Source organism: Streptomyces sp. NPDC034043 (genome assembly GCF_055575675.1).
Genome location: NZ_JBVISF010000012.1, coordinates 94,987 through 117,500 on the forward strand (window position 1 = coordinate 94,987; position 22,514 = coordinate 117,500).

At 71.6% G+C, this 22,514-nt stretch carries 21 protein-coding genes; 9 read left to right on the forward strand and 12 right to left on the reverse strand.

All coding sequences use genetic code 11. The features are described 5' to 3' along the window. Positions 1-5 precede the first annotated feature (5 nt). Complete coding sequence (locus ACZ51S_RS26055) at positions 6-1,292, reverse strand: MFS transporter (protein ID WP_468478715.1); 1,287 nt, start codon at positions 1,290-1,292, stop codon at positions 6-8. Positions 1,293-1,366: 74 nt separating this feature from the next. On the opposite strand from ACZ51S_RS26055, the gene ACZ51S_RS26060 reads away from it, so the two are divergent. Next, positions 1,367-2,242: a winged helix-turn-helix transcriptional regulator gene (locus ACZ51S_RS26060; RefSeq protein ID WP_468478716.1), complete on the forward strand. Its 876-nt coding sequence runs from the start codon at positions 1,367-1,369 to the stop codon at positions 2,240-2,242. 269 nt (positions 2,243-2,511) lie between these two features. On the opposite strand, the gene ACZ51S_RS26065 is transcribed toward ACZ51S_RS26060, so the two are convergent. From ACZ51S_RS26065 to ACZ51S_RS26100, 8 genes are all read right to left on the reverse strand, one after another. Then, positions 2,512-2,856: a metal-sulfur cluster assembly factor gene (locus tag ACZ51S_RS26065; RefSeq protein WP_007263433.1), complete on the reverse strand. Its 345-nt coding sequence runs from the start codon at positions 2,854-2,856 to the stop codon at positions 2,512-2,514. After that, positions 2,853-3,314 (reverse strand): Fe-S cluster assembly sulfur transfer protein SufU, encoded by a 462-nt coding sequence (sufU, locus tag ACZ51S_RS26070; protein WP_388945526.1) that lies wholly within the window; start codon positions 3,312-3,314, stop codon positions 2,853-2,855. Before sufU ends, ACZ51S_RS26065 begins: the two co-directional genes overlap by 4 nt. A gap of 22 nt (positions 3,315-3,336) precedes the next feature. Beyond that, positions 3,337-4,593 (reverse strand): cysteine desulfurase, encoded by a 1,257-nt coding sequence (locus tag ACZ51S_RS26075; RefSeq protein WP_388945530.1) that lies wholly within the window; start codon positions 4,591-4,593, stop codon positions 3,337-3,339. Beyond that, a complete protein-coding gene (gene sufC, locus ACZ51S_RS26080; protein ID WP_007263436.1) occupies positions 4,590-5,357 on the reverse strand; it encodes a Fe-S cluster assembly ATPase SufC in 768 nt (255 codons plus the stop codon). Before sufC ends, ACZ51S_RS26075 begins: the two co-directional genes overlap by 4 nt. A gap of 7 nt (positions 5,358-5,364) precedes the next feature. Next, complete coding sequence (locus tag ACZ51S_RS26085) at positions 5,365-5,682, reverse strand: bifunctional 3-phenylpropionate/cinnamic acid dioxygenase ferredoxin subunit (RefSeq protein ID WP_427716286.1); 318 nt, start codon at positions 5,680-5,682, stop codon at positions 5,365-5,367. Next, the gene (sufD, locus tag ACZ51S_RS26090) at positions 5,682-6,860 is read right to left on the reverse strand and encodes a Fe-S cluster assembly protein SufD (protein WP_468478717.1); all 1,179 of its coding nucleotides are present in this window, start codon (positions 6,858-6,860) and stop codon (positions 5,682-5,684) included. The genes ACZ51S_RS26085 and sufD overlap by 1 nt, the downstream gene beginning before the upstream one ends. A gap of 85 nt (positions 6,861-6,945) precedes the next feature. Continuing rightward, complete coding sequence (gene sufB / locus ACZ51S_RS26095) at positions 6,946-8,361, reverse strand: Fe-S cluster assembly protein SufB (protein WP_030846245.1); 1,416 nt, start codon at positions 8,359-8,361, stop codon at positions 6,946-6,948. Next, on the reverse strand, positions 8,358-9,095 hold the full coding sequence (locus tag ACZ51S_RS26100) for a helix-turn-helix transcriptional regulator (protein ID WP_388945542.1): 738 nt from the start codon (positions 9,093-9,095) through the stop codon (positions 8,358-8,360). Before ACZ51S_RS26100 ends, sufB begins: the two co-directional genes overlap by 4 nt. 374 nt (positions 9,096-9,469) lie before the next feature. Here ACZ51S_RS26100 and ACZ51S_RS26105 point away from each other — a divergent pair, with 374 nt between their 5' ends. From ACZ51S_RS26105 to ACZ51S_RS26120, 4 genes are all read left to right on the forward strand, one after another. Next, entirely contained in the window at positions 9,470-10,396 is a 927-nt protein-coding gene (locus ACZ51S_RS26105; protein WP_388945545.1) for an ABC transporter ATP-binding protein, read from the forward strand. Next, positions 10,393-11,160 carry an ABC transporter permease gene (locus ACZ51S_RS26110; protein ID WP_468478718.1) on the forward strand — a complete coding sequence of 256 codons (768 nt, stop codon included), beginning with the start codon at positions 10,393-10,395 and terminating at the stop codon, positions 11,158-11,160. Before ACZ51S_RS26105 ends, ACZ51S_RS26110 begins: the two co-directional genes overlap by 4 nt. A gap of 73 nt (positions 11,161-11,233) precedes the next feature. Then, a complete protein-coding gene (locus ACZ51S_RS26115; RefSeq protein ID WP_468962109.1) occupies positions 11,234-12,370 on the forward strand; it encodes a hypothetical protein in 1,137 nt (378 codons plus the stop codon). A gap of 4 nt (positions 12,371-12,374) precedes the next feature. After that, positions 12,375-13,364, forward strand: coding sequence for a COX15/CtaA family protein (locus ACZ51S_RS26120; RefSeq protein ID WP_468803170.1), 990 nt, complete (start codon positions 12,375-12,377; stop codon positions 13,362-13,364). 65 nt (positions 13,365-13,429) lie between these two features. On the opposite strand, the gene ACZ51S_RS26125 is transcribed toward ACZ51S_RS26120, so the two are convergent. From ACZ51S_RS26125 to ACZ51S_RS26135, 3 genes are all read right to left on the reverse strand, one after another. Beyond that, a complete protein-coding gene (locus tag ACZ51S_RS26125) occupies positions 13,430-14,524 on the reverse strand; it encodes an amidohydrolase family protein (RefSeq protein WP_468478720.1) in 1,095 nt (364 codons plus the stop codon). Positions 14,525-14,629: 105 nt separating this feature from the next. Further along, a complete protein-coding gene (locus tag ACZ51S_RS26130) occupies positions 14,630-14,998 on the reverse strand; it encodes a hypothetical protein (RefSeq protein WP_468478721.1) in 369 nt (122 codons plus the stop codon). A gap of 24 nt (positions 14,999-15,022) precedes the next feature. Further along, the gene (locus ACZ51S_RS26135) at positions 15,023-15,970 is read right to left on the reverse strand and encodes a heme o synthase (RefSeq protein WP_468478729.1); all 948 of its coding nucleotides are present in this window, start codon (positions 15,968-15,970) and stop codon (positions 15,023-15,025) included. 315 nt (positions 15,971-16,285) lie between these two features. Here ACZ51S_RS26135 and tkt point away from each other — a divergent pair, with 315 nt between their 5' ends. The 4 genes from tkt to opcA are packed head-to-tail and all read left to right on the forward strand — an operon-like array spanning position 16,286 to position 22,105. After that, positions 16,286-18,373 (forward strand): transketolase, encoded by a 2,088-nt coding sequence (gene tkt / locus ACZ51S_RS26140; protein ID WP_468962111.1) that lies wholly within the window; start codon positions 16,286-16,288, stop codon positions 18,371-18,373. Positions 18,374-18,408: 35 nt separating this feature from the next. Beyond that, positions 18,409-19,530 carry a transaldolase gene (gene tal / locus ACZ51S_RS26145; RefSeq protein WP_468803169.1) on the forward strand — a complete coding sequence of 374 codons (1,122 nt, stop codon included), beginning with the start codon at positions 18,409-18,411 and terminating at the stop codon, positions 19,528-19,530. 2 nt (positions 19,531-19,532) lie between these two features. Further along, positions 19,533-21,062 carry a glucose-6-phosphate dehydrogenase gene (gene zwf / locus ACZ51S_RS26150; protein ID WP_388945578.1) on the forward strand — a complete coding sequence of 510 codons (1,530 nt, stop codon included), beginning with the start codon at positions 19,533-19,535 and terminating at the stop codon, positions 21,060-21,062. Beyond that, positions 21,059-22,105, forward strand: a complete 1,047-nt coding sequence (opcA, locus tag ACZ51S_RS26155; RefSeq protein ID WP_388945572.1) for a glucose-6-phosphate dehydrogenase assembly protein OpcA — start codon at positions 21,059-21,061, stop codon at positions 22,103-22,105. The genes zwf and opcA overlap by 4 nt, the downstream gene beginning before the upstream one ends. Positions 22,106-22,514: the final 409 nt, after the last annotated feature.

Sequence of the window (22,514 nt, forward strand, 5' to 3'; positions counted from 1 at the left end):
GAAACCTAACCGGCGACGGGCCGCGGTCGCGAACCGGTCTCAGGTGCCGGGCGCGCGGCGTGCGGCTGCGCGCCCTCCCCGGGGGGCCCGGCGGCCGGGCGCCGCTGCCGTACCGACAGCCGGAGCAGCACCGCCCCGGCCCCCGCCGCCAGCGCCGCGCACAGCGGCCACAGCAGCCAGGGCGCCGCCGTGTAGAGGGCGCCGCCGGCCGGCGGGCCGAGGACGACCCCGCTGACGGAGACCCCGGCGTACAGGCTCTGGAACCGTCCGACGGCGTGCGCGGGCGCCTGGTCGGCGACGTACGCGGTGGCGGTGCTCTTGTAGAGGATCTCGCCGACGCTCAGCAGCACCATCATGGCGACGCCGGTCGCCACCCCCGCGCCCAGCAGCAGTGCCGCGTACCCCGCGCCGACCAGCACCAGCCCCGCCCCGACGACCGCCAGCGGCGGGCGGGACCGCAGGGCGACGGCGGCGGGCAGCTCCAGCAGCAGGACGACGGCCCCGTTGAGGGCGATGACCAGCCCGAAGGCGCGGGCGTCGAGGCCGTGGTCGGCGAGGAACACCGGGAAGGTGTAGTAGTGCTGGCGGTAGACCACGTCCGCGACGAGGATCGCGCCGAGCAGCACCAGGACCGCGGGCCGCGCCCGCAGCTCCGCCCACACCCCGCCGCGGCCCAGACCCCCGTCCGGGGCCGCGGCGGGCGTGCGGGAGGCTCCGCGCGCGGGGACGACGCGGGCCGTCCAGAGGGCCAGCAGCAGGGTGCCGAGGCCTTCGCCGAGGAAGAGCCAGTCGTACGAGAGCCCGGCCGCGACCAGGGCGCCGAGCGGCGCGCCGAGGGTGAAGCCGCCGTTGGCCGCGCTCCGCACCAGGGCGAAGGCCTGGCGGCGCGCTCCCCCGGGGACGGCGACGGCCACCAGCGCGGAGTTCGCCGCCCGCACCGTGCCGGAGGCGTACTGGGCCAGCGGCAGGGCCGCGTACAGCAGCGCCGTCGGCAGCGCCGGGAGGACCGTGAGGGTGAGGCCGCCGAGGGCGGAGGCGGTGAGCAGCACCCGGCGGTGGCCGAAGCGGTCGCCGTACCAGCCGCCGGTGAAGTTGCCCGCGACGAGGCCGATGCCGCCGATGCCGGTGACCACGCCGGCCTGCACGGCGCCGAGGCCGCGCGGACCGGTCAGGTAGAGGAAGACGAAGACGAAGGTGCAGCTGACGACGGCGTTGACGAAGACCCCCGCAGCCAGCAGCCGCACGACCCTCGGTATGTCCTTGAACCCCTGCAGCACACCGTTCCCCCGCACCCTCGTAGTAAGTTCCTTTTGGGAACGGACTATGTCACCATGACAGCCTTGGGTCAACGGACAAAGGAGTTCCCATGGCCCAGCGCACGCACCTCGGCGATGCGGACTGCTCCATCGCCCAGGCCCTGGACGTCGTGGGCGACTGGTGGACGCTGCTGATCGTGCGCGACACCGCGCGCGGCCTGTACCGCTTCGACGAGCTCCAGCGCGAGCTCGGCGTCTCCCGCAAGGTGCTCGCCGAGCGGCTGAAGCTGCTGGTCGAGGCCGGGGTGCTGACGCGCGAGCCGTACCAGGAGCGCCCGGTGCGGCACGAGTACCGGCTGACCCCGCGCGGGCGGGGGCTGCTGCCGGTCCTGGTGGCCCTCCAGGACTGGGGCGACACCTGGGTCCTGGGAGAGGGAGAGATGACGGCGACGACCGAGGAGGCCTCGAAGGAGGCCGTACGCGTCCACGCGCTGCGCGGCACCCGGCTGCCGGAGCTGCTGCTGCCGGACCGGTTCGGCGAGCTCCGCGACCCGGTGGCGGACACCCCGTTCACCGTCCTGTACTGCTTCCCCGGCGCGTACGCCCGGGCCGAGTCCTACCCGCCCGGCTGGGCCGGGATCCCGGGCGCGAAGGGCTGCACGCTCGAATCGTGCACGTTCCGCGACCAGCTCGCGGAGTTCACCTCCGCCGGCGCCACCGTCCACGGAGTCTCCACGCAGCGGCCGGACGAGCAGCGGGAGTTCGCCGAACAGGAGCGGCTGCGCTTCCCGCTCCTGTCGGACGCCGGACTGGACCTGGTGACGGCGCTGCGGCTGCCGACGTTCCGCGCGGCCGGGGTGAGCCGCATCAAGCGGCTGACGCTGGTCGTGGACCGGGACCGCACGGTGCGCGAGGTGATCTACCCGATCACGGACATCGGCGCGAGCGTGACGGCGGCCCTGGAAGCGGTCCGCGGCACCGCCTGACCCTTCCGGCCGCGCCCCGGTGCACCGGGGCGCCGTACGGGCGCCGGACCGGTCCAAGCCCCAGACCGCGCAGGAGGACCTGTCGATCGGCCCGGTCACCGGCGAGGCGAGGCCGCCCTCCGGCACCAACCGTAACCACTGGGTGGGCTACGCCGACAAGGGCGCCGGGGCGACGACGGTGCCCGTACCACCCCGGGAACGGGGAGGGCCCCCGGCACGACCGTGCCGGGGGCCCTCACGCGTACGCGTACGCGTCCGCTCAGCGGTTCTCAGACGTTGAAGCCGAGCGCGCGCAGCTGCTCACGGCCATCGTCCGTGATCTTGTCCGGGCCCCACGGGGGCATCCAGACCCAGTTGATGCGGAGCTCGTTGACGATGCCCTCCGTCGCCGACTTCGCCTGGTCCTCGATGACGTCCGTCAGCGGGCAGGCCGCCGACGTCAGGGTCATGTCGAGGGTGGCGATGTTCGCGTCGTCGATGTGGATGCCGTAGATCAGGCCCAGGTTGACGACGTCGATGCCCAGCTCGGGGTCGACCACGTCGTAGAGGGCCTCGCGGACCTCCTCCTCGGTGGCCGGCTTGATCGACGCCTCGGGCGTCGCGTTCTCGGTCATGCCGTCTTCCTCTCCGCGTCGCCCAGCACCTGGGCGGTCGCGTCCTTCCACGCCATCCAGCTCAGCAGAGCACACTTCACGCGCGCCGGATACTTGGAGACACCGGCGAACGCGACCGCGTCCTCCAGCACCTCCTCCATCTCCTCGTCCGGCTCCAGCTTGCCCTTGGACTGCATGAGCTCCAGGAACACGCCCTGGATCTTCTGCGCCTCGGAGAGCTCCTTGCCGACCAGCAGCTCGTTGAGCACGGACGCGCTGGCCTGGCTGATGGAGCAGCCCTGACCCTCGTAGGAGACGTCGGTGAGCGTCTGCCCGTCGTATTTCACGCGCAGCGTGATCTCGTCGCCGCACGTCGGGTTGACGTGGTGCACTTCGGCGTCGCCTTCGCGAAGGCCGCGCCCGTGCGGGTGCTTGTAGTGGTCCAGGATCAGTTCCTGGTACATCGAATCCAGCTTCACAGCCTCGTCCTCGTCGCCTTCGTCAGCCGAAGAAGTTCCGTACGTGCTCCAGCCCGTCGATCAGCGCGTCGACCTCGGCGGGAGAGGAGTACAGGTAGAAAGACGCTCGCGTGGTCGCGGGAATTCCGTACCGCAGGCAGACGGGACGCGCGCAGTGGTGTCCCACGCGGACCGCGATGCCCTGCTCGTCCAGCACCTGGCCCACGTCGTGCGGGTGGATGTCACCGAGCGTGAACGAGATCGCGGCGCCGCGGTCCTCGGCCGTGGTCGGGCCGATGATCCGCAGGTCGGGCACCTCCAGGAGGCGCTTGACCGCGTACTCGGTGATCGCGTGCTCGTGCGCGGCGATGTTCTCCATGCCGATCGAGGTCAGGTAGTCCACGGCCGCGCCGAGGCCGACGGCCTGGGCGATCGGGGGCGTGCCGGCCTCGAACTTGTGGGGCGCCGGGGCGTACGTCGAGGCGTGCATCGACACGGTCTCGATCATCTCGCCGCCACCGAGGAACGGGGGCAGGTCCTCCAGGAGCTCCTGGCGGCCCCAGAGGACGCCGATGCCGGTCGGACCGCACATCTTGTGGCCGGTGAAGGCCACGAAGTCGGCGCCGAGCGCCTGCACGTCCAGCGGCATGTGCGGAGCGGCCTGGGAGGCGTCGATGAGGACCAGGGCGCCCACGTCCTGGGCGCGCCGGACGATCGCCTCGACCGGGTTGACGGTGCCCATGATGTTGGAGACCAGCGTGAAGGAGACGATCTTCGTCTTCTCCGTGATGACCTCTTCGATGTTGGACAGGTCGAGCCGGCCGTCGTCGGTGAGGCCGAACCACTTCAGCTTGGCGCCGGTGCGCTGCGCGAGCAGCTGCCACGGCACGATGTTGGAGTGGTGCTCCATCTCCGTGATGGCGATCTCGGTGTCGCTGTCGACCCGGTAGGGCTCGTCCGCCCAGCCGAGCATGTTCGCGACCAGGTTGAGCGACTCCGAGGCGTTCTTGGTGAAGATCACCTCGTCGCGGCTCGGCGCGTTGATGAAGGCGGCGACCTTGTCGCGGGCGCCCTCGTACAGCGCCGTGGCCTCCTCTGCGAGCACGTGCACGCCGCGGTGGACGTTGGCGTTGTGCTGCTCGTAGTACTCGTTCAGCGCGTCGAGCACCTGGCGCGGCTTCTGCGAAGTCGCCGCGTTGTCCAGGTAAACGATCTTCTTCCCGTCGTGGACCACACGATCCAGCAGGGGGAAGTCCTTGCGGATCGCCTCGATGTCGAGGAGGCCAGGCAGCTGTGTCACGCGGTCGCGCCACCCTTCGTGCTGTACGACTCGTAGCCTTCCGCCTCCAGCTTGTCGGCGAGCTCGGCGCCGCCGGACTCGACGATGCGGCCTTCCGAGAAGACGTGGACGAAGTCGGGCTTGATGTAGCGGAGGATCCGCGTGTAGTGCGTGATCAGCAGCGTGCCGACCTCACCGGTCGCGCGGACGCGGTTGACGCCCTCGGAGACCTGGCGCAGCGCGTCGACGTCCAGACCGGAGTCGGTCTCGTCGAGGATCGCGATCTTCGGCTTGAGGAGCTCCAGCTGGAGGATCTCGTGGCGCTTCTTCTCACCGCCGGAGAAGCCCTCGTTGACGTTGCGCTCGGCGAAGGCCGGGTCCATCTGGAGCTGCTCCATCGCGGACTTGACCTCCTTCACCCAGGTGCGCAGCTTGGGGGCCTCGCCGCGGATGGCGGTGGCGGAGGTGCGCAGGAAGTTGGAGACCGAGACGCCGGGGACCTCGACCGGGTACTGCATGGCGAGGAAGACGCCGGCGCGGGCGCGCTCGTCGACGGACATCTCCAGGACGTCCTCGCCGTCGAGGGTCACGGTGCCACCGGTGATGGTGTACTTCGGGTGACCGGCGAGCGAGTACGCCAGGGTGGACTTGCCGGAGCCGTTGGGGCCCATGATGGCGTGCGTCTCACCCTGCTTGACGGTGAGGTCGACACCCTTGAGGATCTCGCGGGCGCCGTTCTCGGCCTCGACGGAGACGTGCAGGTCGTGGATTTCAAGCGTTGCCATGGGTACCTCAGGACTCCTGGGCGAGGGAGACGAGCACGTCGTCCCCTTCGATCTTGACGGGGTAAACGGGGACGGGGCGCGTCGCGGGCAGACCGGAGGGCTTGCCGGTGCGCAGGTCGAAGGCCGACCCGTGCAGCCAGCACTCGATCATGCAGTCCTCGACCTCACCCTCCGAGAGTGAGACGTTCGCGTGCGAGCAGATGTCGTTGATCGCGAACACCTCCCCCTCGGTGGAGACGATGGACACCGGCGTGCCGTCGAGTTCCACCCGCTTGGGGGTGTTCTCCTCCAGCTCGCTCAGCGCACAGGCCTTGACGTACGTCATCAGACGGCCGCCGCCAGCTCGGCCTCGATCTTCGCGATCAGGCGCTCCTCGATGTCCGTGACACCGATCTGCTGGACGAGCTCGGCGAAGAAGCCGCGCACGACCAGGCGGCGGGCCTCGTCGGCCGGGATGCCGCGGGCCTGGAGGTAGAAGAGCTGCTCGTCGTCGAAGCGGCCGGTCGCGGAGGCGTGGCCGGCGCCGACGATCTCGCCCGTCTCGATCTCCAGGTTCGGCACCGAGTCGACGCGGGCGCCGTCCGTCAGGACGAGGTTCCGGTTCATCTCGTAGGTGTCGGTGCCCTCGGCGGTCTTCTCGATGAGCACGTCACCGATCCAGACGGCGTGGGCGTCCTGGCCCTGGAGCGCGCCCTTGTAGACCACGTTCGACTTGCAGTGCGGGGCGTCGTGGGTGACCAGGAGGCGGTGCTCCTGGTGCTGGCCGGCGTCCGTGAAGTACACGCCGAGCATCTCGGCCTCGCCGCCGGGGCCGGCGTAGCTGACGCGCGGGTGCAGGCGGACCAGGTCGCCGCCGAAGGTCACGACGACGGACTTGAAGCTGGCGTCGCGGCCGATGAGGGCGTTGTGCTGCGAGGTGTGCACGGCCGTGTCGTCCCAGTCCTGGACGGACACGAAGGTCACCTTGGCGCCGTCGCCGACGAGGATGTCGACGTTGGCGGCGCGCACGCCGTCGCCGGTGTGGTCGATCACGATGATCGCCTCGGCGAAGGGCTTGATGTCGAAGACGGTGTGCCCGAAGGTCGTGCCGCCCTCACCGTGGAGCGCGACCCGGATGGGCTCGGCGAGCACGGTCTCCTTGGGCACGGTGACGACCGTGGCCTTGGCGAACGAGGAGAAGGCCTGCGCGGAGACGCGGTCGACGGGGGCGCCGGCCTTGCCGATCCGCTCGTCGCCGCGCTGCACGGACTCGACCGTCACGCCCTCGGGGGCATCGATCTGGGCCTTCATGGTGCCGTTGGCGACCGCGGTGCCGTCGTGCAGACCCTTGAGGCGGGCCAGCGGGGTGAACCGCCACTCCTCCTCGCGGCCGTGCGGAACGGGGAAGTCGGCCACGTCGAAGGACGGGGGCGCGCTCATCCGGGTGGCGACGGTGGACTCTGCGGCCACCGCGATCGCGCCGGCGGTGGTGGAGCCCGCCGGAATGTTCTGAGCCTCAGCCATGGCTGTCGTCTTGCTCTCTTCCTACGTACGTCTAACGAATGTGCTGCGGGGCGGGGGCGGCCGGCGGGGGCCGGCCGCCGTCGGACTAGCCGACCGAGCCCTCCATCTGCAGCTCGATGAGCCGGTTCAGCTCCAGCGCGTACTCCATCGGCAGCTCCTTCGCGATCGGCTCCACGAAGCCGCGCACGATCATGGCCATGGCCTCGAACTCGGTGAGCCCGCGCTGCATCAGGTAGAAGAGCTGGTCGTCGGAGACCTTGGAGACGGTGGCCTCGTGGCCCATCGTCACGTCGTCCTCGCGGACGTCGACGTAGGGGTAGGTGTCCGAGCGGGAGATGGTGTCGACCAGGAGCGCGTCGCACAGCACGTTGGACTTGGAGCCCGCGGCGCCCTCGCCGATCTCGACCAGACCGCGGTAGGAGGTGCGGCCGCCGCCTCGCGCCACCGACTTGGAGACGATGTTGGAGGAGGTGTTCGGCGCCATGTGGACCATCTTGGAGCCGGCGTCCTGGTGCTGGCCCTCGCCCGCGAAGGCGATGGACAGGGTCTCGCCCTTGGCGTGCTCGCCCATCAGGTAGACGGCCGGGTACTTCATGGTGACCTTGGAACCGATGTTGCCGTCGATCCACTCCATGGTCGCGCCCTCGTACGCCACGGCGCGCTTGGTGACCAGGTTGTAGACGTTGTTCGACCAGTTCTGGATGGTCGTGTAGCGGCAGCGGCCGCCCTTCTTCACGATGATCTCGACCACGGCGCTGTGCAGCGAGTCCGAGGAGTAGATCGGGGCGGTGCAGCCCTCGACGTAGTGGACGTAGGCGTCCTCGTCGACGATGATCAGCGTCCGCTCGAACTGGCCCATGTTCTCCGTGTTGATGCGGAAGTAGGCCTGGAGCGGGATGTCCACGTGGACACCCTTGGGGACGTAGATGAAGGAGCCGCCCGACCACACGGCGGTGTTCAGCGAGGCGAACTTGTTGTCGCCGACCGGGATGACCGTGCCGAAGTACTCCTGGAAGAGCTCCGGGTGCTCCTTGAGCGCGGTGTCCGTGTCGAGGAAGATGACGCCCTGCTCCTCCAGGTCCTCGCGGATCTGGTGGTAGACGACCTCGGACTCGTACTGGGCCGCGACACCGGCGACGAGGCGCTGCTTCTCCGCCTCCGGGATGCCGAGCTTGTCGTACGTGTTCTTGATGTCCTCGGGCAGGTCCTCCCAGGAAGCGGCCTGCTTCTCGGTGGAGCGCACGAAGTACTTGATGTTGTCGAAGTCGATGCCGGAGAGGTCGGAACCCCACATGGGCATGGGCTTCTTGCCGAAGAGCTTGAGGCCCTTGAGCCGGAGGTTCAGCATCCACTCCGGCTCGGACTTCTTCGCCGAGATGTCGCGGACGACGTCCTCGGACAGACCCCGCTTGGCAGCGGCACCGGCCGCGTCGGAGTCGGCCCAGCCGTATTCGTAGGTGCCCAGGCCATCGAGCTCAGGGTGAGCAGTCTCCGTGGTCATGCGGGGTTCCTCCCGGCCGTACTTGCAGATGCTGATGTGTCGGTCTGTGTGGCGCTTCGCGGAATGAACGTGGTGCACACCCCGTCGCCATGGGCGATCGTGGCGAGGCGCTGCACGTGCGTCCCGAGCAGGCGGGAGAAGACCTCGGTCTCCGCCTCGCAGAGCTGCGGGAACTGCTCGGCGACGTGTGCGACCGGGCAGTGGTGCTGACAGAGCTGTTCACCGCTGTGCGGACCGGGAGCGCTCTTCGCCGTAGCAGCGTACCCGTCCGCGGTCAACGCCTTGGCCAGGGCCTCGGTGCGGGCCGCGGGGGCGGCCGCCTCCACGGCTTCCCGGTAGGTCTGTGCCTGCGTCTCCATCCGCGCCCTCGCGAATGCGGCGACGGCCGCCTCGCCCTTCTCGCCCCCGCCGACGGACTGCGCGATCCAGCGCAGGGCGTCCGCGGCGAGGGTGTCGTAGGACTGGTCGAAGGCGTCGCGGCCGCAGTCGGTCAGCGCGAAGACCTTGGCGGGCCGGCCCCGGGTGCGCGTTCCGTACACGCGCTGTTCCCGGGGTGCGACCACGTCGTCGGCGACGAGCGTGTCGAGGTGGCGGCGGACGGCGGCCTGGGTGAGGCCGAGACGCTGAGCGAGGTCGGCGACGGTGGAGGGGCCGTGGTCCAGGATGGAACGCGCGACCCGGTTGCGGGTGGACCGCTCCCCGGTCGCGAGCTCCCCCTGGGGGGCCTCGCTCATCCGTTCGCTGTATTTCACAACGCCATTGTTGCGTAATTAAGCGAGCCCCGACAAGCCGCGACGGAGGCCGCGCCCGGTGGCGTCCATCACTAAGGGTTACCTTATTTATCTACGGAGAGTTAATTGGTCGATGGAATTCCGTTTCCATTCCGAGCCCCTCCAGTGGGCCCCGCAGCCCCTCCCACCAGCGGACCTCCGCCCACGGCCCGCGTACAGGCGCTGAACATCAGCTTCCGCGAAAGTCACCGAAAGCCGCCGGACCGCCCGGGGCCACACGGCTGAAAAGAACGTCTTCCGCGAGACGGCTTCCGTGTGCGGCGCCCTCCCACCCCGGGGCCGAGGCCCCCTTCCCGGGCTCCGTAGACTCAGTCACCATGAGCAACGACCCCGCCGTGGAGATCCGCGGACTGGTGAAGCGGTACGGCCCCAAAACGGCGGTGGACGGCCTGGACCTCACCGTCCCGCGCGGCTCCGTCACCGCGGTCCTCGGCCCCAACGGCGCGGGCAAGACCACCACCGTCGAGACCTGCGAGGGCTACCACCGCCCCGACGCCGGTACCGTCCGAGTCCTCGGGCTCGACCCGGTCGCCGACGCCGAGCGGCTGCGCCCGCGCGTCGGTGTGATGCTCCAGTCCGGCGGGGTCTACTCCGGCGCCCGCGCCGTCGAGATGCTGCGCCACATGGCCAGGCTGTACGCCGACCCCCTCGACGTCGACGCCCTCGTGGAACGCCTCGGCCTCGGCGGCTGCGGCCGCACCGCCTACCGCCGGCTCTCCGGCGGCCAGCAGCAGCGGCTCGCCCTGGCCATGGCCGTCGTCGGCCGCCCCGAGCTGGTGTTCCTGGACGAGCCCACCGCCGGCCTCGACCCGCAGGCCCGCCGCGCGACCTGGGACCTCGTACGCGAACTGCGCGCCGACGGGGTCACCGTCGTCCTCACCACCCACCACATGGACGAGGCCGAGCAGCTCTGCGACGAGGTCGCCATCGTCGACGCCGGCCGGGTCATCGCCCACGGCAGCCCCGAGCGGCTGTGCCGGGGCGGCGCCGAGAACACCCTGCGCTTCACCGGCCGCCCCTCCCTCGACCTCGCCTCCCTGCTGAAGGCCCTGCCCGACGGCACGCAGGCCGCCGAGCTCACCCCCGGCGCCTACCGGGTCACCGGCGACGTGGACCCGCAGCTGCTGGCCACCGTCGCCTCCTGGTGCGCCCAGCACGGGGTGATGCCCGACAGCCTCTCCGTGGAGCGGCACACCCTCGAAGACGTCTTTCTGGAGCTCACGGGCAAGGAGCTGCGCGCATGAGCGCCGGTACGTTCACCCCCCGGCCGGGGGCCGCGCCCGTGTCCCGGATGATCTGGGCGCAGACCGCGCTGGAGACCCGGATGCTGCTGCGCAACGGGGAGCAGCTGCTGCTCACCGTGATCATCCCGGCGCTGCTGCTGACCCTCTTCTCGGCCGTCGACATCGTCGACACCGGCGAGGGCGAGGCCGTCGACTTCCTCGCCCCGGGCGTCCTCGCGCTCGCGGTCATGTCCACCGCCTTCACCGGCCAGGCCATCGCCACCGGCTTCGACCGCCGCTACGGCGTGCTCAAGCGGCTCGGGGCCTCCCCGCTGCCGCGCTGGGCGCTGATGGCCGCCAAGACCCTGTCGGTACTGGTCACCGAGGTGCTCCAGGTGGTCCTGCTGACGGTGATCGCCCTCGCGCTGGGCTGGTCCCCGCAGGGGAACCCGCTGTCGGTCGCGGCGCTGCTCCTGCTCGGTACAGCGGCCTTCTCCGGGCTCGGGCTGCTGATGGCGGGCACCCTCCGGGCCGAGGCGACCCTGGCCGCGGCCAACCTGGTGTTCCTGCTGCTGCTGGTCGGCGGCGGGGTGATCGTGCCGCTGGAGAAGTTCCCCGGTGCCGTGCAGGACGTGCTCGGCCTGCTGCCGATCTCGGCGCTGTCGCACGGGCTGCGGGAGGTGCTCCAGCACGGGGCCGCGCTGCCGTGGGGCGACGCGGCCGTGCTGGGCGGCTGGGCGGTACTGGGCCTGGGGGCCGCGGCGAGGCTGTTCCGCTGGGAGTGAATCGCCGCTCCTGATCGTTGCCCCGGCGGGAGGATGACCAGCCTCCACACATCGGAACGCCGGGGGGCGCGGCATGGCGCAGCGGGAGGCCGCTCTGCGGCTGGACGGGGAATGGGCGCGGATCCGGTCGGGGGCCGCGGCGGCCGGGCCCGCCGAGAGCGAGCGGCTGCTGCGGGAGCTGATCGGCGCGCTGCGCGGGCCCGCCCTGACCGATCCCGAGTGCGCCGCCCGGCTGGGGCTGCGCCTGGGCGACCTCGCCGCACGCCGGTTCGGGGGCGGGGACCGGGCCGGGGCGCTGGCCGCCGTCGAGGAGGGGCTCGGCCACGCGCGGCGGGCCGCGCCGCACGCGCCGGAGTACGCCCGGTGGTACGCCCGGGGGCTCATCAACCAGGGGGTCTGGCTGGCCTGGCCGCTGAGCGACGGCGCCCGGCTGCCCCGGCACCCGCTGGGCGGCGGCGCCGGGAGCGGCCCGGGCGCGATGGAGCGGGCCGCCGGCGAGCGCGCCCGTGACGTGACGCGGGCCGCCGTCGAGGTCTGGGCCGGCCTGGACCAGGAGGACCCGGTCAACCGGCGGGGGCTCGCGCAGGCCAAGGTGTTCCTCGCGGACCGGCTCGCGGAGCTGGGCTCCGCTTCGCAGGCGGTCGCCTGGGCGGTGGACGCCGAGTCCGGGTTCCGCCGGCTGCTCCTCGCGGACCCGGGGCCCGAGGTGGCGCGGGAGACCGAGGAGGCCCTGGACCACGTCGGCCGCCAGCTGGAGCTGCGGCTGCGCTTCCTGGACCTGGACGCGCTGGCGGGGCTCCGGGCCGACGGGCTGCTGCCCGAGCGGCTGCTGCCGCAGGCGGTGGTGGCCGCCCGGATCCAGGGCGTGCCCGAGGCGGTGATCGCGGACCGGCTGGGGCTGGACGCCGAGCAGGTCGCCACGATGCTGGAGGTGACGCCGTGGCTCGCGGTGTGGCGGGTCGAGGTGCGGGGCGCCGACGGGCTGTGGACCGTACAGCCGGATCCGTGGCGGGGGTCGGCGCAGGTGCGGGGGCTGACCGCCGAGGAGGTGGGGGACGGGCTGGTGCGGGGGTTCGCGCGGTCCCCGGCGCGTCCCGGCGGGGGCGGCCTGTGGCGGGTGCTGGTGTGGTGGCACGAGGAGGGGGATCCGGCCGGGGCCCGGTTCCGCCGGACCGTCGGACCCGGCGCCCCCGCCGGGGCCCCCTCGTGAAACTTTGCACAAGGCGCCGCATACGATAGGCGCCGTGTTGAACCCATTCGCATACATCGCCGACCGCTGGACGCCGTCACCCCGGACCCTCCGGCGGGCCGCGTCCGCCGCGCTCCTGATGAGCGTGGCCATCATCGTCACCGGCGGCGCGGTGCGGCTGACCGGATCCGGTCTCGGCTGCGACACGTGGCCCAAGTGCACCGACGACAGCCTGGTCGTCACGCAGGCCCAGGGCTTCCACGGGGTCATCGAGTTCGGCAACCGGATGCTGACGTACGTGCTGAGCGCGGCCGTCGGCTGGTTCATCCTCGCGGCGCGCGCGTCGAAGCCGTGGCGGCACTCGCTGACGAAGCTCGGGTGGACCCAGTTCGCCCTCGTGATGGCCAACGCGGTCCTCGGCGGCATCACCGTCCTGACCGGGCTCAACCCGTACAGCGTCGCCGGGCACTTCCTGCTCGCCACCGGCCTGATCGCGGTCACCACCGTCTCCTGGCAGCGCACCCGCGAGGGCGACGGCACGCCCCGGCCGCGCGTGCCCGGGCCCGTGCGCAAGCTGGCCTGGGCGCTGATCGCCACCACCCTCGTACTGATCGCGGCGGGCACGGTCGTGACCGGCTCCGGTCCGCACGCCGGTGACAAGAGCGAGATCAAGCGGATGCCGTTCGACTGGGCGGCCACCGCCCACGTGCACGCGATCGCCGCCTGGCTGGTCTGCGCGCTCGCCGTCGCGATGTGGCTGGTGCTGCGGGTGGTGGACGCCCCCCGCGACACCCGGGCGCGCGCCCGCGACCTGCTGGTCGTCCTGCTCGCCCAGGGCGCGATCGGCTACGTCCAGTTCTTCACCCAGCTGCCCGAGGTACTGGTCGCCGCGCACATGCTGGGCTCCTGCCTGGTGTGGATCGCGGTGCTCCGCCTGGCCCTCGCCCTGCGCGAGCGCTCCGGCGACCGGGTGGACGCCCCGGCGCGGGACGAGGAGCAGCTCTCGGCGGTCTGACCCGCCGCACAGCGGTCCGGCCGGCGTACGCGCCCGGCCGGCCGCGCACGCCGCGCACCCGGCCGTCAGCCGCGCTCGTCGAGCCGGTAGACGCGCCGGGCGTTGCCCGCCGCGAGCATCCCCGCGACGCGCTGCGCGTCCTGCCAGGACCAGGCGCCCTCGGCGACCCAGCCGCCCAGGACCCGGCCGAGCGCCTCGCGGAACACCAGTGCGCCGACCGCGTGCAGTTCGGGCAGGTTCCGGCCGCCGCTGGAGAACAGCAGCTTGCCGAAGGGCGCGAGCTCCAGCAGCTCCGCCAGTACGGCGGCGGCCCGCGCCCCCGTGCGGGCGAGGGCCGGGCCGACGTCGGCGTGGAGGTGCGGGTGCTCCGCCGCCAGCCGGGCCGCGTTCCGGTGGTACGGATACCCGCCGCTGAGCACCAGCTGCGCGCCCAGGCCCGCGGTGGCCCGTACGAACCCGGTCAGCGGCTCCGGATCGGCCCCGCCGGTGTGCAGCTGGAGCGGCAGCCCGGAGCCCGCCGCGCTCCACATCAGGTGCCGCAGGAGCACGGGGTCCCGTAGCTCCCCTCCCCTGGTCCGTGCGGCCAGCCACCGCCCGGCCGCCGCCCGTACCTCGCCCGGCGCGGGCGGCTCCGGGGCTCCGGCCAGGGCGGCCGCGCAGCCGGTGCGGGCCCCGCAGGTGAAGGCGACGGCCGAGGCGGCGGCGTGGTGGACGGCTCCGGCGAGATTGGCGAGGAAGGCGACGACGGTCCCGGAGGTGTCGGCGGCCTGCTCGGCGAGCAGCTCCAGCCGGACCACCTCGAAGGTCTCGGCGTCCCCGGCCAGGGCCAGCTCCTTGACCCCGGTGAGGTCCCCGGGGGCTCCCGTGTCGACGAGGTACGCGCCCGTCCCCGAGCCCCTCAGCAGCCGTCGGGTGCTCTCCGCGGCGCCGAGCTCGCGGCGCCGGGCCAGGTACCTGGCGGGCGCGCAGTGCGGCTCCAGGCCCAGCAGGGGCGGGCACCAGCGGCGCACGGCGAAGCCGGTCTGGGTGTCGAAGAAGGTGGTCCCCGGGGCGGGCGGGCCGGCCGGGTGGATCAGCTGGGCCTCGAAGGTGGCGATCCCCAGCTCCGTGCGGAGCACTCCCTGGCAGTGCTGGTCCACCAGGGGCGGCGTTTCGATCATCCGGTCATCCCGTTGCGGACGTGAGGAAGCGGCTTCCGCACGTCCTAACGGGTGAGCGGGGTGTGAAGTATTGCCCGCTCTGTTGACCGACCCGCGTTCGAGGCCTCAGGCGGCCGGGTTGGCGGGACCGCCGACCTGGATGCCGGCCATCCGCGTCCACTCGTACGGGCCGGTCCTGACGCGGGCCGCGAACTCCCCGTCGAACTCCTCGTGGAGGGTCAGCCCGGCCTGCTCGGCGGCGAGCCGGGCCACGGCGTGGCTCGGTGCCACCAGGTCGCCCCAGCCGCCGTCGGTGCCGACGAGCACGATCCGGGTGCCGGCCTGGCCGATGTACGCGAGCTGGCCCTCGGCGCCGCCGTGCTGCTTGGCGAACGCGCCGATCTGCCGGGCCAGCTTCGCGGCCGTACGGCTCTGCTTCTTGTCCGCGGGCGCCGTGGCCCCGGAGGTGTCTGCGGTGTCTGCGGTCTCTGCCATGGACGGCATGCTACCGGCGAGTAATCAACGGAGGAAGGGATCCACGGCGACGGCGACGAAGAGGAGCGACACATAGGTGATCGACCAGTGGAACAGCCGCATCTCCTTGAGCTTCGCGCCCGTCACCCCGGCCTTGGCCCGGGCGCTCAGCGCGTGCGCCTCCCACAGCCACCAGCCGCCGGCCAGCAGCGCCACCGAGGTGTAGAACCAGCCCGTGTACCCCAGCGGCGTGAGCAGCAGCGAGACCGCCACCATCACCCAGCTGTAGAGGACGATCTGGCGCGCGACGGCCTTGTTGCCCGCCACCACCGGCAGCATCGGCACGCCGACCCGCGCGTAGTCCTCCTTGACCTTCATGGACAGCGGCCAGTAGTGCGGCGGCGTCCAGAAGAAGATGACGAGGAAGAGGATGACGGCGGCCCAGGAGACCTCGTTCTTGACCGCGGACCAGCCGATGAGCACCGGCATGCAGCCGGCGATCCCGCCCCAGACGATGTTCTGCGCGGTGCGCCGCTTCAGCAGCATCGTGTAGACGACCACGTAGAAGAGGAGCGCGCCGAGCGCGAGGGCGGCCGACAGCCAGTTGATCAGCAGCCCGAAGAACAGGGTCGAGATGACCCCGAGCGAGATGCCGAAGACCAGGCATTCGGCCGGGCTCACCATGCCGGTCACCAGCGGGCGTTGCGACGTGCGGTCCATCAGCGCGTCGATGTCGCGGTCGATGTACATGTTCAGCGCGTTGGCGCCGCCCGCGGAGAGGTAGCCGCCGAAGCAGGTGGCGAGCACCAGCCACAGCGACGGCACGCCCTGCTCGGCGAGGAACATCACCGGCACTGTGGTGATCAGCAGAAGTTCGATGATCCGCGGCTTGGTCAAAGCCACGAAAGCCATGGCCCGGGCCCCGAACGGCCGGTGACCGGGGCTCGTCCCGAGCACCCCCGCTGGACGGGATTCGACGGCCGTCACGCACACCCCTGAGAGAGAATCCAGCAAGCTCCGTCACGGCCCCTGCTCAGTGAATGAGGGGCCGGTAAAGGCTTGCGCGTACCACGCCACTGTAGACGTAGCCGTTACCTCGCCCTGCGCGGGGGTCGCCTCGTGTTGGGCCGATCGGACCGACCTGCGCGTCCTCGGCGGCGGATCCCGGGTGAACGGCGGGCAGCGGGACGACGACGCACTGCCTGCACTCGAATAGCCGCACGCCCTGGCGGGGGTAGGCTCGGAATCGCGCCGGTGTCACCGTTCGTCACCGGCAATACAACATGTGGAGAGGAGCCCTGACCAACGGTGAGCACCAAGCCGACCACCCCAGAGCTCGAGTGGACCGAACTGGACCAGCGGGCCGTCGACACCGCCCGCATCCTGGCCGCCGACGCGGTCCAGAAGGTCGGGAACGGACACCCCGGTACGGCGATGAGCCTGGCCCCCGCCGCGTACACGCTTTTCCAGAAGGTCATGCGGCACGACCCCTCGGACCCGGAGTGGGTCGGGCGTGACCGTTTCGTGCTCTCCGCGGGGCACTCGTCCCTGACTCTTTACACCCAGCTCTACCTGGGCGGGTTCGGCCTGGAGCTGGACGACCTCAAGGCGTTCCGCACCTGGGGCTCCAAGACCCCCGGGCACCCGGAGTACGGCCACACGGCCGCCGTCGAGACCACCACCGGCCCGCTGGGCCAGGGCATCGCCAACGCGGTGGGCATGGCCATGGCCGCCCGTTACGAGCGCGGCCTCTTCGACCCGGAGGCCGCCGAGGGCACCTCCCCGTTCGACCACATGGTCTACGCGATCGCCGGCGACGGCTGCCTCCAGGAGGGCATCTCCCACGAGGCGTCCGCGCTGGCCGGCCACCAGAAGCTCGGCAACCTGGTGCTCCTGTGGGACGACAACCACATCTCCATCGAGGGTGACACGGAGACGGCCGTCTCCGAGGACACCATGAAGCGCTACGAGGCGTACGGCTGGCACGTCCAGCGCGTCGAGCAGCAGGAGAACGGCGACCTCGACCCGAAGGCCCTGTTCGCCGCCCTCCAGGCCGCCAAGGCCGAGACCGGGCGCCCGTCCTTCATCGCGGCCCGCTCGATCATCGCCTGGCCCGCCCCGCACGCCCAGGGCACCGAGGCCTCCCACGGCTCGGCCCTCGGCAACGACGAGGTCGCCGCGACCAAGCGCGTGCTCGGCTTCGACCCGGAGCGGACCTTCGAGGTCTCCGACGAGGTCCTCGGCCACACCCGGAGCCTGGTGGACCGGGGCCGTGACGCGCGCGCCGCCTGGGAGAAGGACTTCTCCGCCTGGCGCACCGCCAACCCGGAGCGCGCCGCCGCCTTCGACCGGATCGAGGCCAACGAGCTGCCCGAGGGCTGGGAGGACGAGCTCCCCGTCTTCGAGACCGGCAAGGGCGTCGCCACCCGCGCCGCCTCCGGCAAGGTCCTGGAGGCCCTCGGCGCGGTCATCCCCGAGCTGTGGGGCGGCTCGGCCGACCTGGCCGGCTCCAACAACACGACCATCGACAAGAACTCCTCGTTCCTGCCGGTGGGCAACCCGCTGCCGGAGGCCGACCCGTACGGCCGGACCATCCACTACGGCATCCGCGAGCACGCGATGGCCGCCGTCATGAACGGCATCGCGCTGCACGGCCACACCCGCATCTACGGCGGCACCTTCCTGGTGTTCTCCGACTACATGCGCAACGCCGTCCGCCTCTCCGCGCTGATGCACCTGCCGGTGACGTACGTGTGGACGCACGACTCCATCGGCCTCGGCGAGGACGGCCCGACCCACCAGCCGGTCGAGCACGTCGCCTCGCTGCGCGCCATCCCGGGTCTGAACGTCGTGCGCCCGGCGGACGCGAACGAGACCGCCGTCGCCTGGCGCGAGATCCTCAAGCGCCACACCAAGGTGTACGGCAAGGGCGCCCCGCACGGTCTGGCGCTCACCCGCCAGGGCGTGCCCACCTACGAGCGCAACGAGGACGCCGCCAAGGGCGGGTACGTGCTCTTCGAGGCCGAGGGCGGTCCCGCCCAGGTCGTCCTCATCGGCACCGGCTCCGAGGTGCAGCTGGCCGTCGCCGCGCGCGAGGCCCTGCAGGCCGAGGGCGTCCCGGCGCGCGTCGTCTCGATGCCCTCCGTCGAGTGGTTCGAGGAGCAGGACCAGGAGTACAAGGACAGCGTCCTGCCGCCCTCCGTCAAGGCCCGAGTGGCGGTCGAGGCCGGGATCGGCCTGACCTGGCACCGTTACGTCGGGGACGCGGGCCGGATCGTCTCGCTGGAGCACTTCGGTGCCTCGGCCGACGGCGCCGTCCTGTTCCGCGAGTTCGGCCTGACCGCCGAAGCCGTGACCGCAGCCGCCAAGGCCTCCCTCACCGCCGCCGCGCGCTGAAGACCGGCACCGACCCAGTAGGAGATGTAATTCCCATGGCAGCAGACGCACTCAAGCGCCTCTCCGACGAGGGCGTGGCGATCTGGCTGGACGACCTGTCCCGCAAGCGCATCACGTCCGGCAACCTCGCCGAACTCATCGACCAGCAGCACGTGGTCGGTGTCACCACCAACCCGTCGATCTTCCAGAAGGCGATCAGCAGCGGCGACGGCTACGAGCAGCAGCTCGCGGACCTCGCCGCCCGCAAGGTCACCGTCGACGAGGCCATCCGCATGATCACGACGGCGGACGTCCGTGACGCCGCCGACATCCTGCGCCCGGTCTTCGACGCGACCGAGGGCCAGGACGGCCGCGTGTCGATCGAGGTCGACCCGCGCCTGGCGCACAGCACCGCGGCGACCATCGCCGAGGCCAAGCAGCTCGCCTGGCTGGTGGACCGCCCGAACACCCTCATCAAGATCCCGGCGACCAAGGCCGGCCTGCCGGCGATCACCGAGGTCATCGGCAGGGGCATCAGCGTCAACGTCACGCTGATCTTCTCGCTGGAGCGCTACCGCGCGGTCATGGACGCGTACCTGGCGGGTCTGGAGAAGGCGAAGGCCGCCGGCCTGGACCTCTCCAAGATCCACTCGGTGGCCTCCTTCTTCGTGTCCCGCGTGGACAGCGAGATCGACAAGCGCCTCGACGGCATCGGCACCGACGAGGCCAAGGCCCTGAAGGGCAAGGCGGCCCTCGCCAACGCCCGTCTGGCCTACGAGGCGTACGAAGAGGTGTTCGGCGGCGAGCGCTGGGCGGCCCTGGACAAGGCGCAGGCCAACAAGCAGCGCCCGCTGTGGGCCTCGACCGGCGTCAAGGACCCGGCCTACAAGGACACCCTGTACGTGGTGGACCTGGTCGCGCCCGGCACCGTGAACACCATGCCCGAGGCCACGCTGGAGGCCACCGCCGACCACGGCGAGGTCTCCGGCGACACCATCCGCGGCACCTACGAGCAGTCGCGCGCCGAGCTGGACGCGGTCGCGAAGCTCGGCATCTCGTACGACGATGTGGTGCAGCTGCTCGAAGACGAAGGCGTCGAGAAGTTCGAGGCGTCGTGGAACGACCTGCTGAAGTCGACCGAGGCGGAGCTGACGCGCCTCGCCCCCGCGGAGGACTGAGTATTTTGTCGGTAAACGGAGCGAACCCGCTTCGTGACGCACAGGACCGGCGGCTCCCGCGGATCGCGGGGCCGTCCGGCCTGGTCATTTTCGGCGTTACGGGTGACCTGTCGCGCAAGAAGCTCATGCCCGCCGTCTACGACCTCGCGAACCGCGGCCTGCTGCCCCCGGGCTTCTCGCTGATCGGTTTCGCCCGCCGTGAATGGCAGGACGAGGACTTCGCCCAGGAGGTGTACGAGGCGGTCAAGGAGCACTCGCGCACCCCCTTCCGTGAGGAGGTCTGGCAGCAGCTGGTGCAGGGCTGCCGGTTCGTCCAGGGCGAGTTCGACGACGACGCGGCCTTCGAGACGCTCAAGTCGACCATCGAGGAACTCGACAAGGCCCAGGGCACGGGCGGCAACTTCGCCTTCTACCTCTCGGTGCCGCCGAAGTTCTTCCCCAAGGTGGTCCAGCAGCTCAAGAACCACGGGCTGGCGCAGAAGGAAGGCTCCTGGCGGCGTGCCGTCATCGAGAAGCCCTTCGGGCACGACCTGAAGAGCGCGGAAGAGCTCAACCAGGTCGTCCACGAGGTCTTCCCCCGGGACGAGGTCTTCCGGATCGACCACTACCTGGGCAAGGAGACCGTCCAGAACATCCTGGCGCTCCGCTTCGCCAACACGATGTTCGAGCCGATCTGGAACCGGTCGTACGTCGACCACGTCCAGATCACCATGGCCGAGGACATCGGCATCGGCGGCCGGGCCGGCTACTACGACGGCATCGGCGCGGCCCGCGACGTCATCCAGAACCACCTGCTCCAGCTGCTGGCGCTCACCGCGATGGAGGAGCCCGGCTCCTTCCACCCGAAGGCCCTGGTGGCGGAGAAGCTGAAGGTGCTCAGCGCCGTCCAGATCCCCGAGGACCTCGGCAAGCACACCGTGCGCGGCCAGTACTCGGCGGCCTGGCAGGGCGGCGAGAAGGTCGTCGGGTACCTCGAAGAGGACGGCATCGACCCCAAGTCGAAGACCGACACCTACGCGGCCATCCGCCTGGAGATCAACAACCGCCGCTGGGCGGGCGTCCCCTTCTACCTGCGGACCGGCAAGCGCCTGGGCCGCAGGGTGACCGAGATCGCCGTGGTCTTCAAGCGGGCCCCGTACCTGCCGTTCGAATCGGGTGCGACCGAGGAACTGGGGCAGAACGCCCTGGTCATCCGGGTCCAGCCGGACGAGGGCGTGACGGTCCGCTTCGGCTCGAAGGTGCCGGGCACCTCCATGGAGGTCCGGGACGTCACGATGGACTTCGCCTACGGCGAGTCCTTCACGGAGTCCAGCCCCGAGGCCTACGAGCGGCTCATCCTCGACGTCCTCCTCGGTGACGCGAACCTCTTCCCGCGCCACCAGGAAGTCGAGCTGTCCTGGAACATCCTCGACCCGATCGAGGAGTACTGGGACAAGCACGGCAAGCCCGCGCAGTACGCGGCGGGCACCTGGGGGCCGGTCGAGGCGGACGAGATGCTCGCACGAGACGGACGGAGCTGGCGCCGGCCATGAAGATCGACCTCACGGAGACCACCTCCAGCAGGATCAACGCCGCGTTGGTGCAGGCGCGCCGGGACATCGGCACGCCGGCCATCGGCATGGTCCTCACGCTGGTGATCGTGACCGACGAAGAGAACGCGTACGACGCACTCAAGTCGGCGAACGACGCCTCCCACGAACACCCCTCGCGGATCGTCGTCGTGGTCAAGCGGGTCAGCCGCTCCCCCCGCAGCCGCCGCGACGCCCGTCTCGACGCGGAGATCCGCGTCGGCGCGGACTCCGGCACCGGGGAGACGGTCGTACTGCGCCTGCACGGGGAACTGGTCAACCACGCCCAGTCGGTCGTGCTCCCGCTGCTCCTGCCGGACGCCCCCGTGGTCGTCTGGTGGCCGGAGGGTGCTCCCGCGGACCTGGCGGGCGACCCGCTGGGCGCGCTGGGGCAGCGCCGGATCGCGGACACGTACTCCTCGGAGGACCCCCTCGGGGCCCTCGCCCTGCGGGCGGAGGCGTACGCGCCCGGCGACACGGACCTGTCCTGGACCCGGATCACCCCCTGGCGGTCGATGCTGGCCGCCGCGCTGGACCAGCAGACGGTGTCGGTCGTCTCCGCGACCGTCGAGGGCGAGGACGAGAACCCGAGCTGCGAGCTGCTGGCCATGTGGCTGGCGGACCGCCTCGGGGTCCCGGTCCACCGGGCCCTCTCCGACGGGCCGGGGCTGACCGCCGTACGCCTGGAGACCAAGGACGGCGTGATCGTCCTGGACCGCGCGGACGGTGCGCTGGCGACGCTGTGCATGCCGGGGCAGCCCGACCGTGCGGTGGCGCTCAAGCGCCGCGACACGGCGGAGCTGCTGGCGGAGGAGCTGCGCCGGCTGGACCCGGACAACACGTACGAGGCGTCGCTGAAGTTCGGCGTCGGCCGCCTGGCGGCCACCGCCGGTCCGGCGAAGCCCGCGGGCGGCGGCGCCAAGGCTGACGTCGCGGTCGCGGCCGAGGCCGGAGCCGAAGCCCCCTCCGCGAAGCCGAAGCCGGCCAAGCGGGCGGCGGCGAAGTAACGGCGCGGCCGTCGGCGAGGCGGACGGCGAGGCGGACCGGGCCGGTGGAGCTGGACCCCAGCCCCACCGGCCCGCTCCACCACCCGCCCGGGACCGTGCCCCCTCCGGGACCAGGACCCCGGGCTCGGGGCACCCCCGGCCCCCTTCCACCCCACGGCGGCACGAACTACCCGGGGCGCAGCCCCGGGTTCACCACCCCGTCAGCGGGACCGAAGAGTCAGGGGCGCAGCCCCGGGCCCTGCCACCCCCTCGGCGGGCGGCCCAGGCCGATGCCCCGGACCCACCGCACCATCGGCGTCCCGGGCGCCGGGGCACAGGCCCCGGGTTCACCACCCGTCAACGGGACCGAAGCGTCAGGGGCGCAGCCCCGGGCCCTGCCACCCCCTCGGCGGGCGGCCCAGGCCGACGC

Bases quoted from the DNA above. Each gene is read 5' to 3' on its own strand.
- sufB (WP_030846245.1), bottom strand. From the start codon at position 8,361: ATGACCACGGAGACTGCTCACCCTGAGCTCGATGGCCTGGGCACCTAC.
- ACZ51S_RS26125 (WP_468478720.1), bottom strand. From the start codon at position 14,524: ATGATCGAAACGCCGCCCCTGGTGGACCAGCACTGCCAGGGAGTGCTC.
- ACZ51S_RS26105 (WP_388945545.1), top strand. From the start codon at position 9,470: ATGAGCAACGACCCCGCCGTGGAGATCCGCGGACTGGTGAAGCGGTAC.
- ACZ51S_RS26115 (WP_468962109.1), top strand. From the start codon at position 11,234: ATGGCGCAGCGGGAGGCCGCTCTGCGGCTGGACGGGGAATGGGCGCGG.
- ACZ51S_RS26060 (WP_468478716.1), top strand. From the start codon at position 1,367: ATGGCCCAGCGCACGCACCTCGGCGATGCGGACTGCTCCATCGCCCAG.
- tal (WP_468803169.1), top strand. From the start codon at position 18,409: ATGGCAGCAGACGCACTCAAGCGCCTCTCCGACGAGGGCGTGGCGATC.
- opcA (WP_388945572.1), top strand. From the start codon at position 21,059: ATGAAGATCGACCTCACGGAGACCACCTCCAGCAGGATCAACGCCGCG.
- ACZ51S_RS26065 (WP_007263433.1), bottom strand. From the start codon at position 2,856: ATGACCGAGAACGCGACGCCCGAGGCGTCGATCAAGCCGGCCACCGAG.
- sufC (WP_007263436.1), bottom strand. From the start codon at position 5,357: ATGGCAACGCTTGAAATCCACGACCTGCACGTCTCCGTCGAGGCCGAG.
- ACZ51S_RS26130 (WP_468478721.1), bottom strand. From the start codon at position 14,998: ATGGCAGAGACCGCAGACACCGCAGACACCTCCGGGGCCACGGCGCCC.
- sufD (WP_468478717.1), bottom strand. From the start codon at position 6,860: ATGGCTGAGGCTCAGAACATTCCGGCGGGCTCCACCACCGCCGGCGCG.
- ACZ51S_RS26100 (WP_388945542.1), bottom strand. From the start codon at position 9,095: ATGAGCGAGGCCCCCCAGGGGGAGCTCGCGACCGGGGAGCGGTCCACC.
- ACZ51S_RS26085 (WP_427716286.1), bottom strand. From the start codon at position 5,682: ATGACGTACGTCAAGGCCTGTGCGCTGAGCGAGCTGGAGGAGAACACC.
- ACZ51S_RS26110 (WP_468478718.1), top strand. From the start codon at position 10,393: ATGAGCGCCGGTACGTTCACCCCCCGGCCGGGGGCCGCGCCCGTGTCC.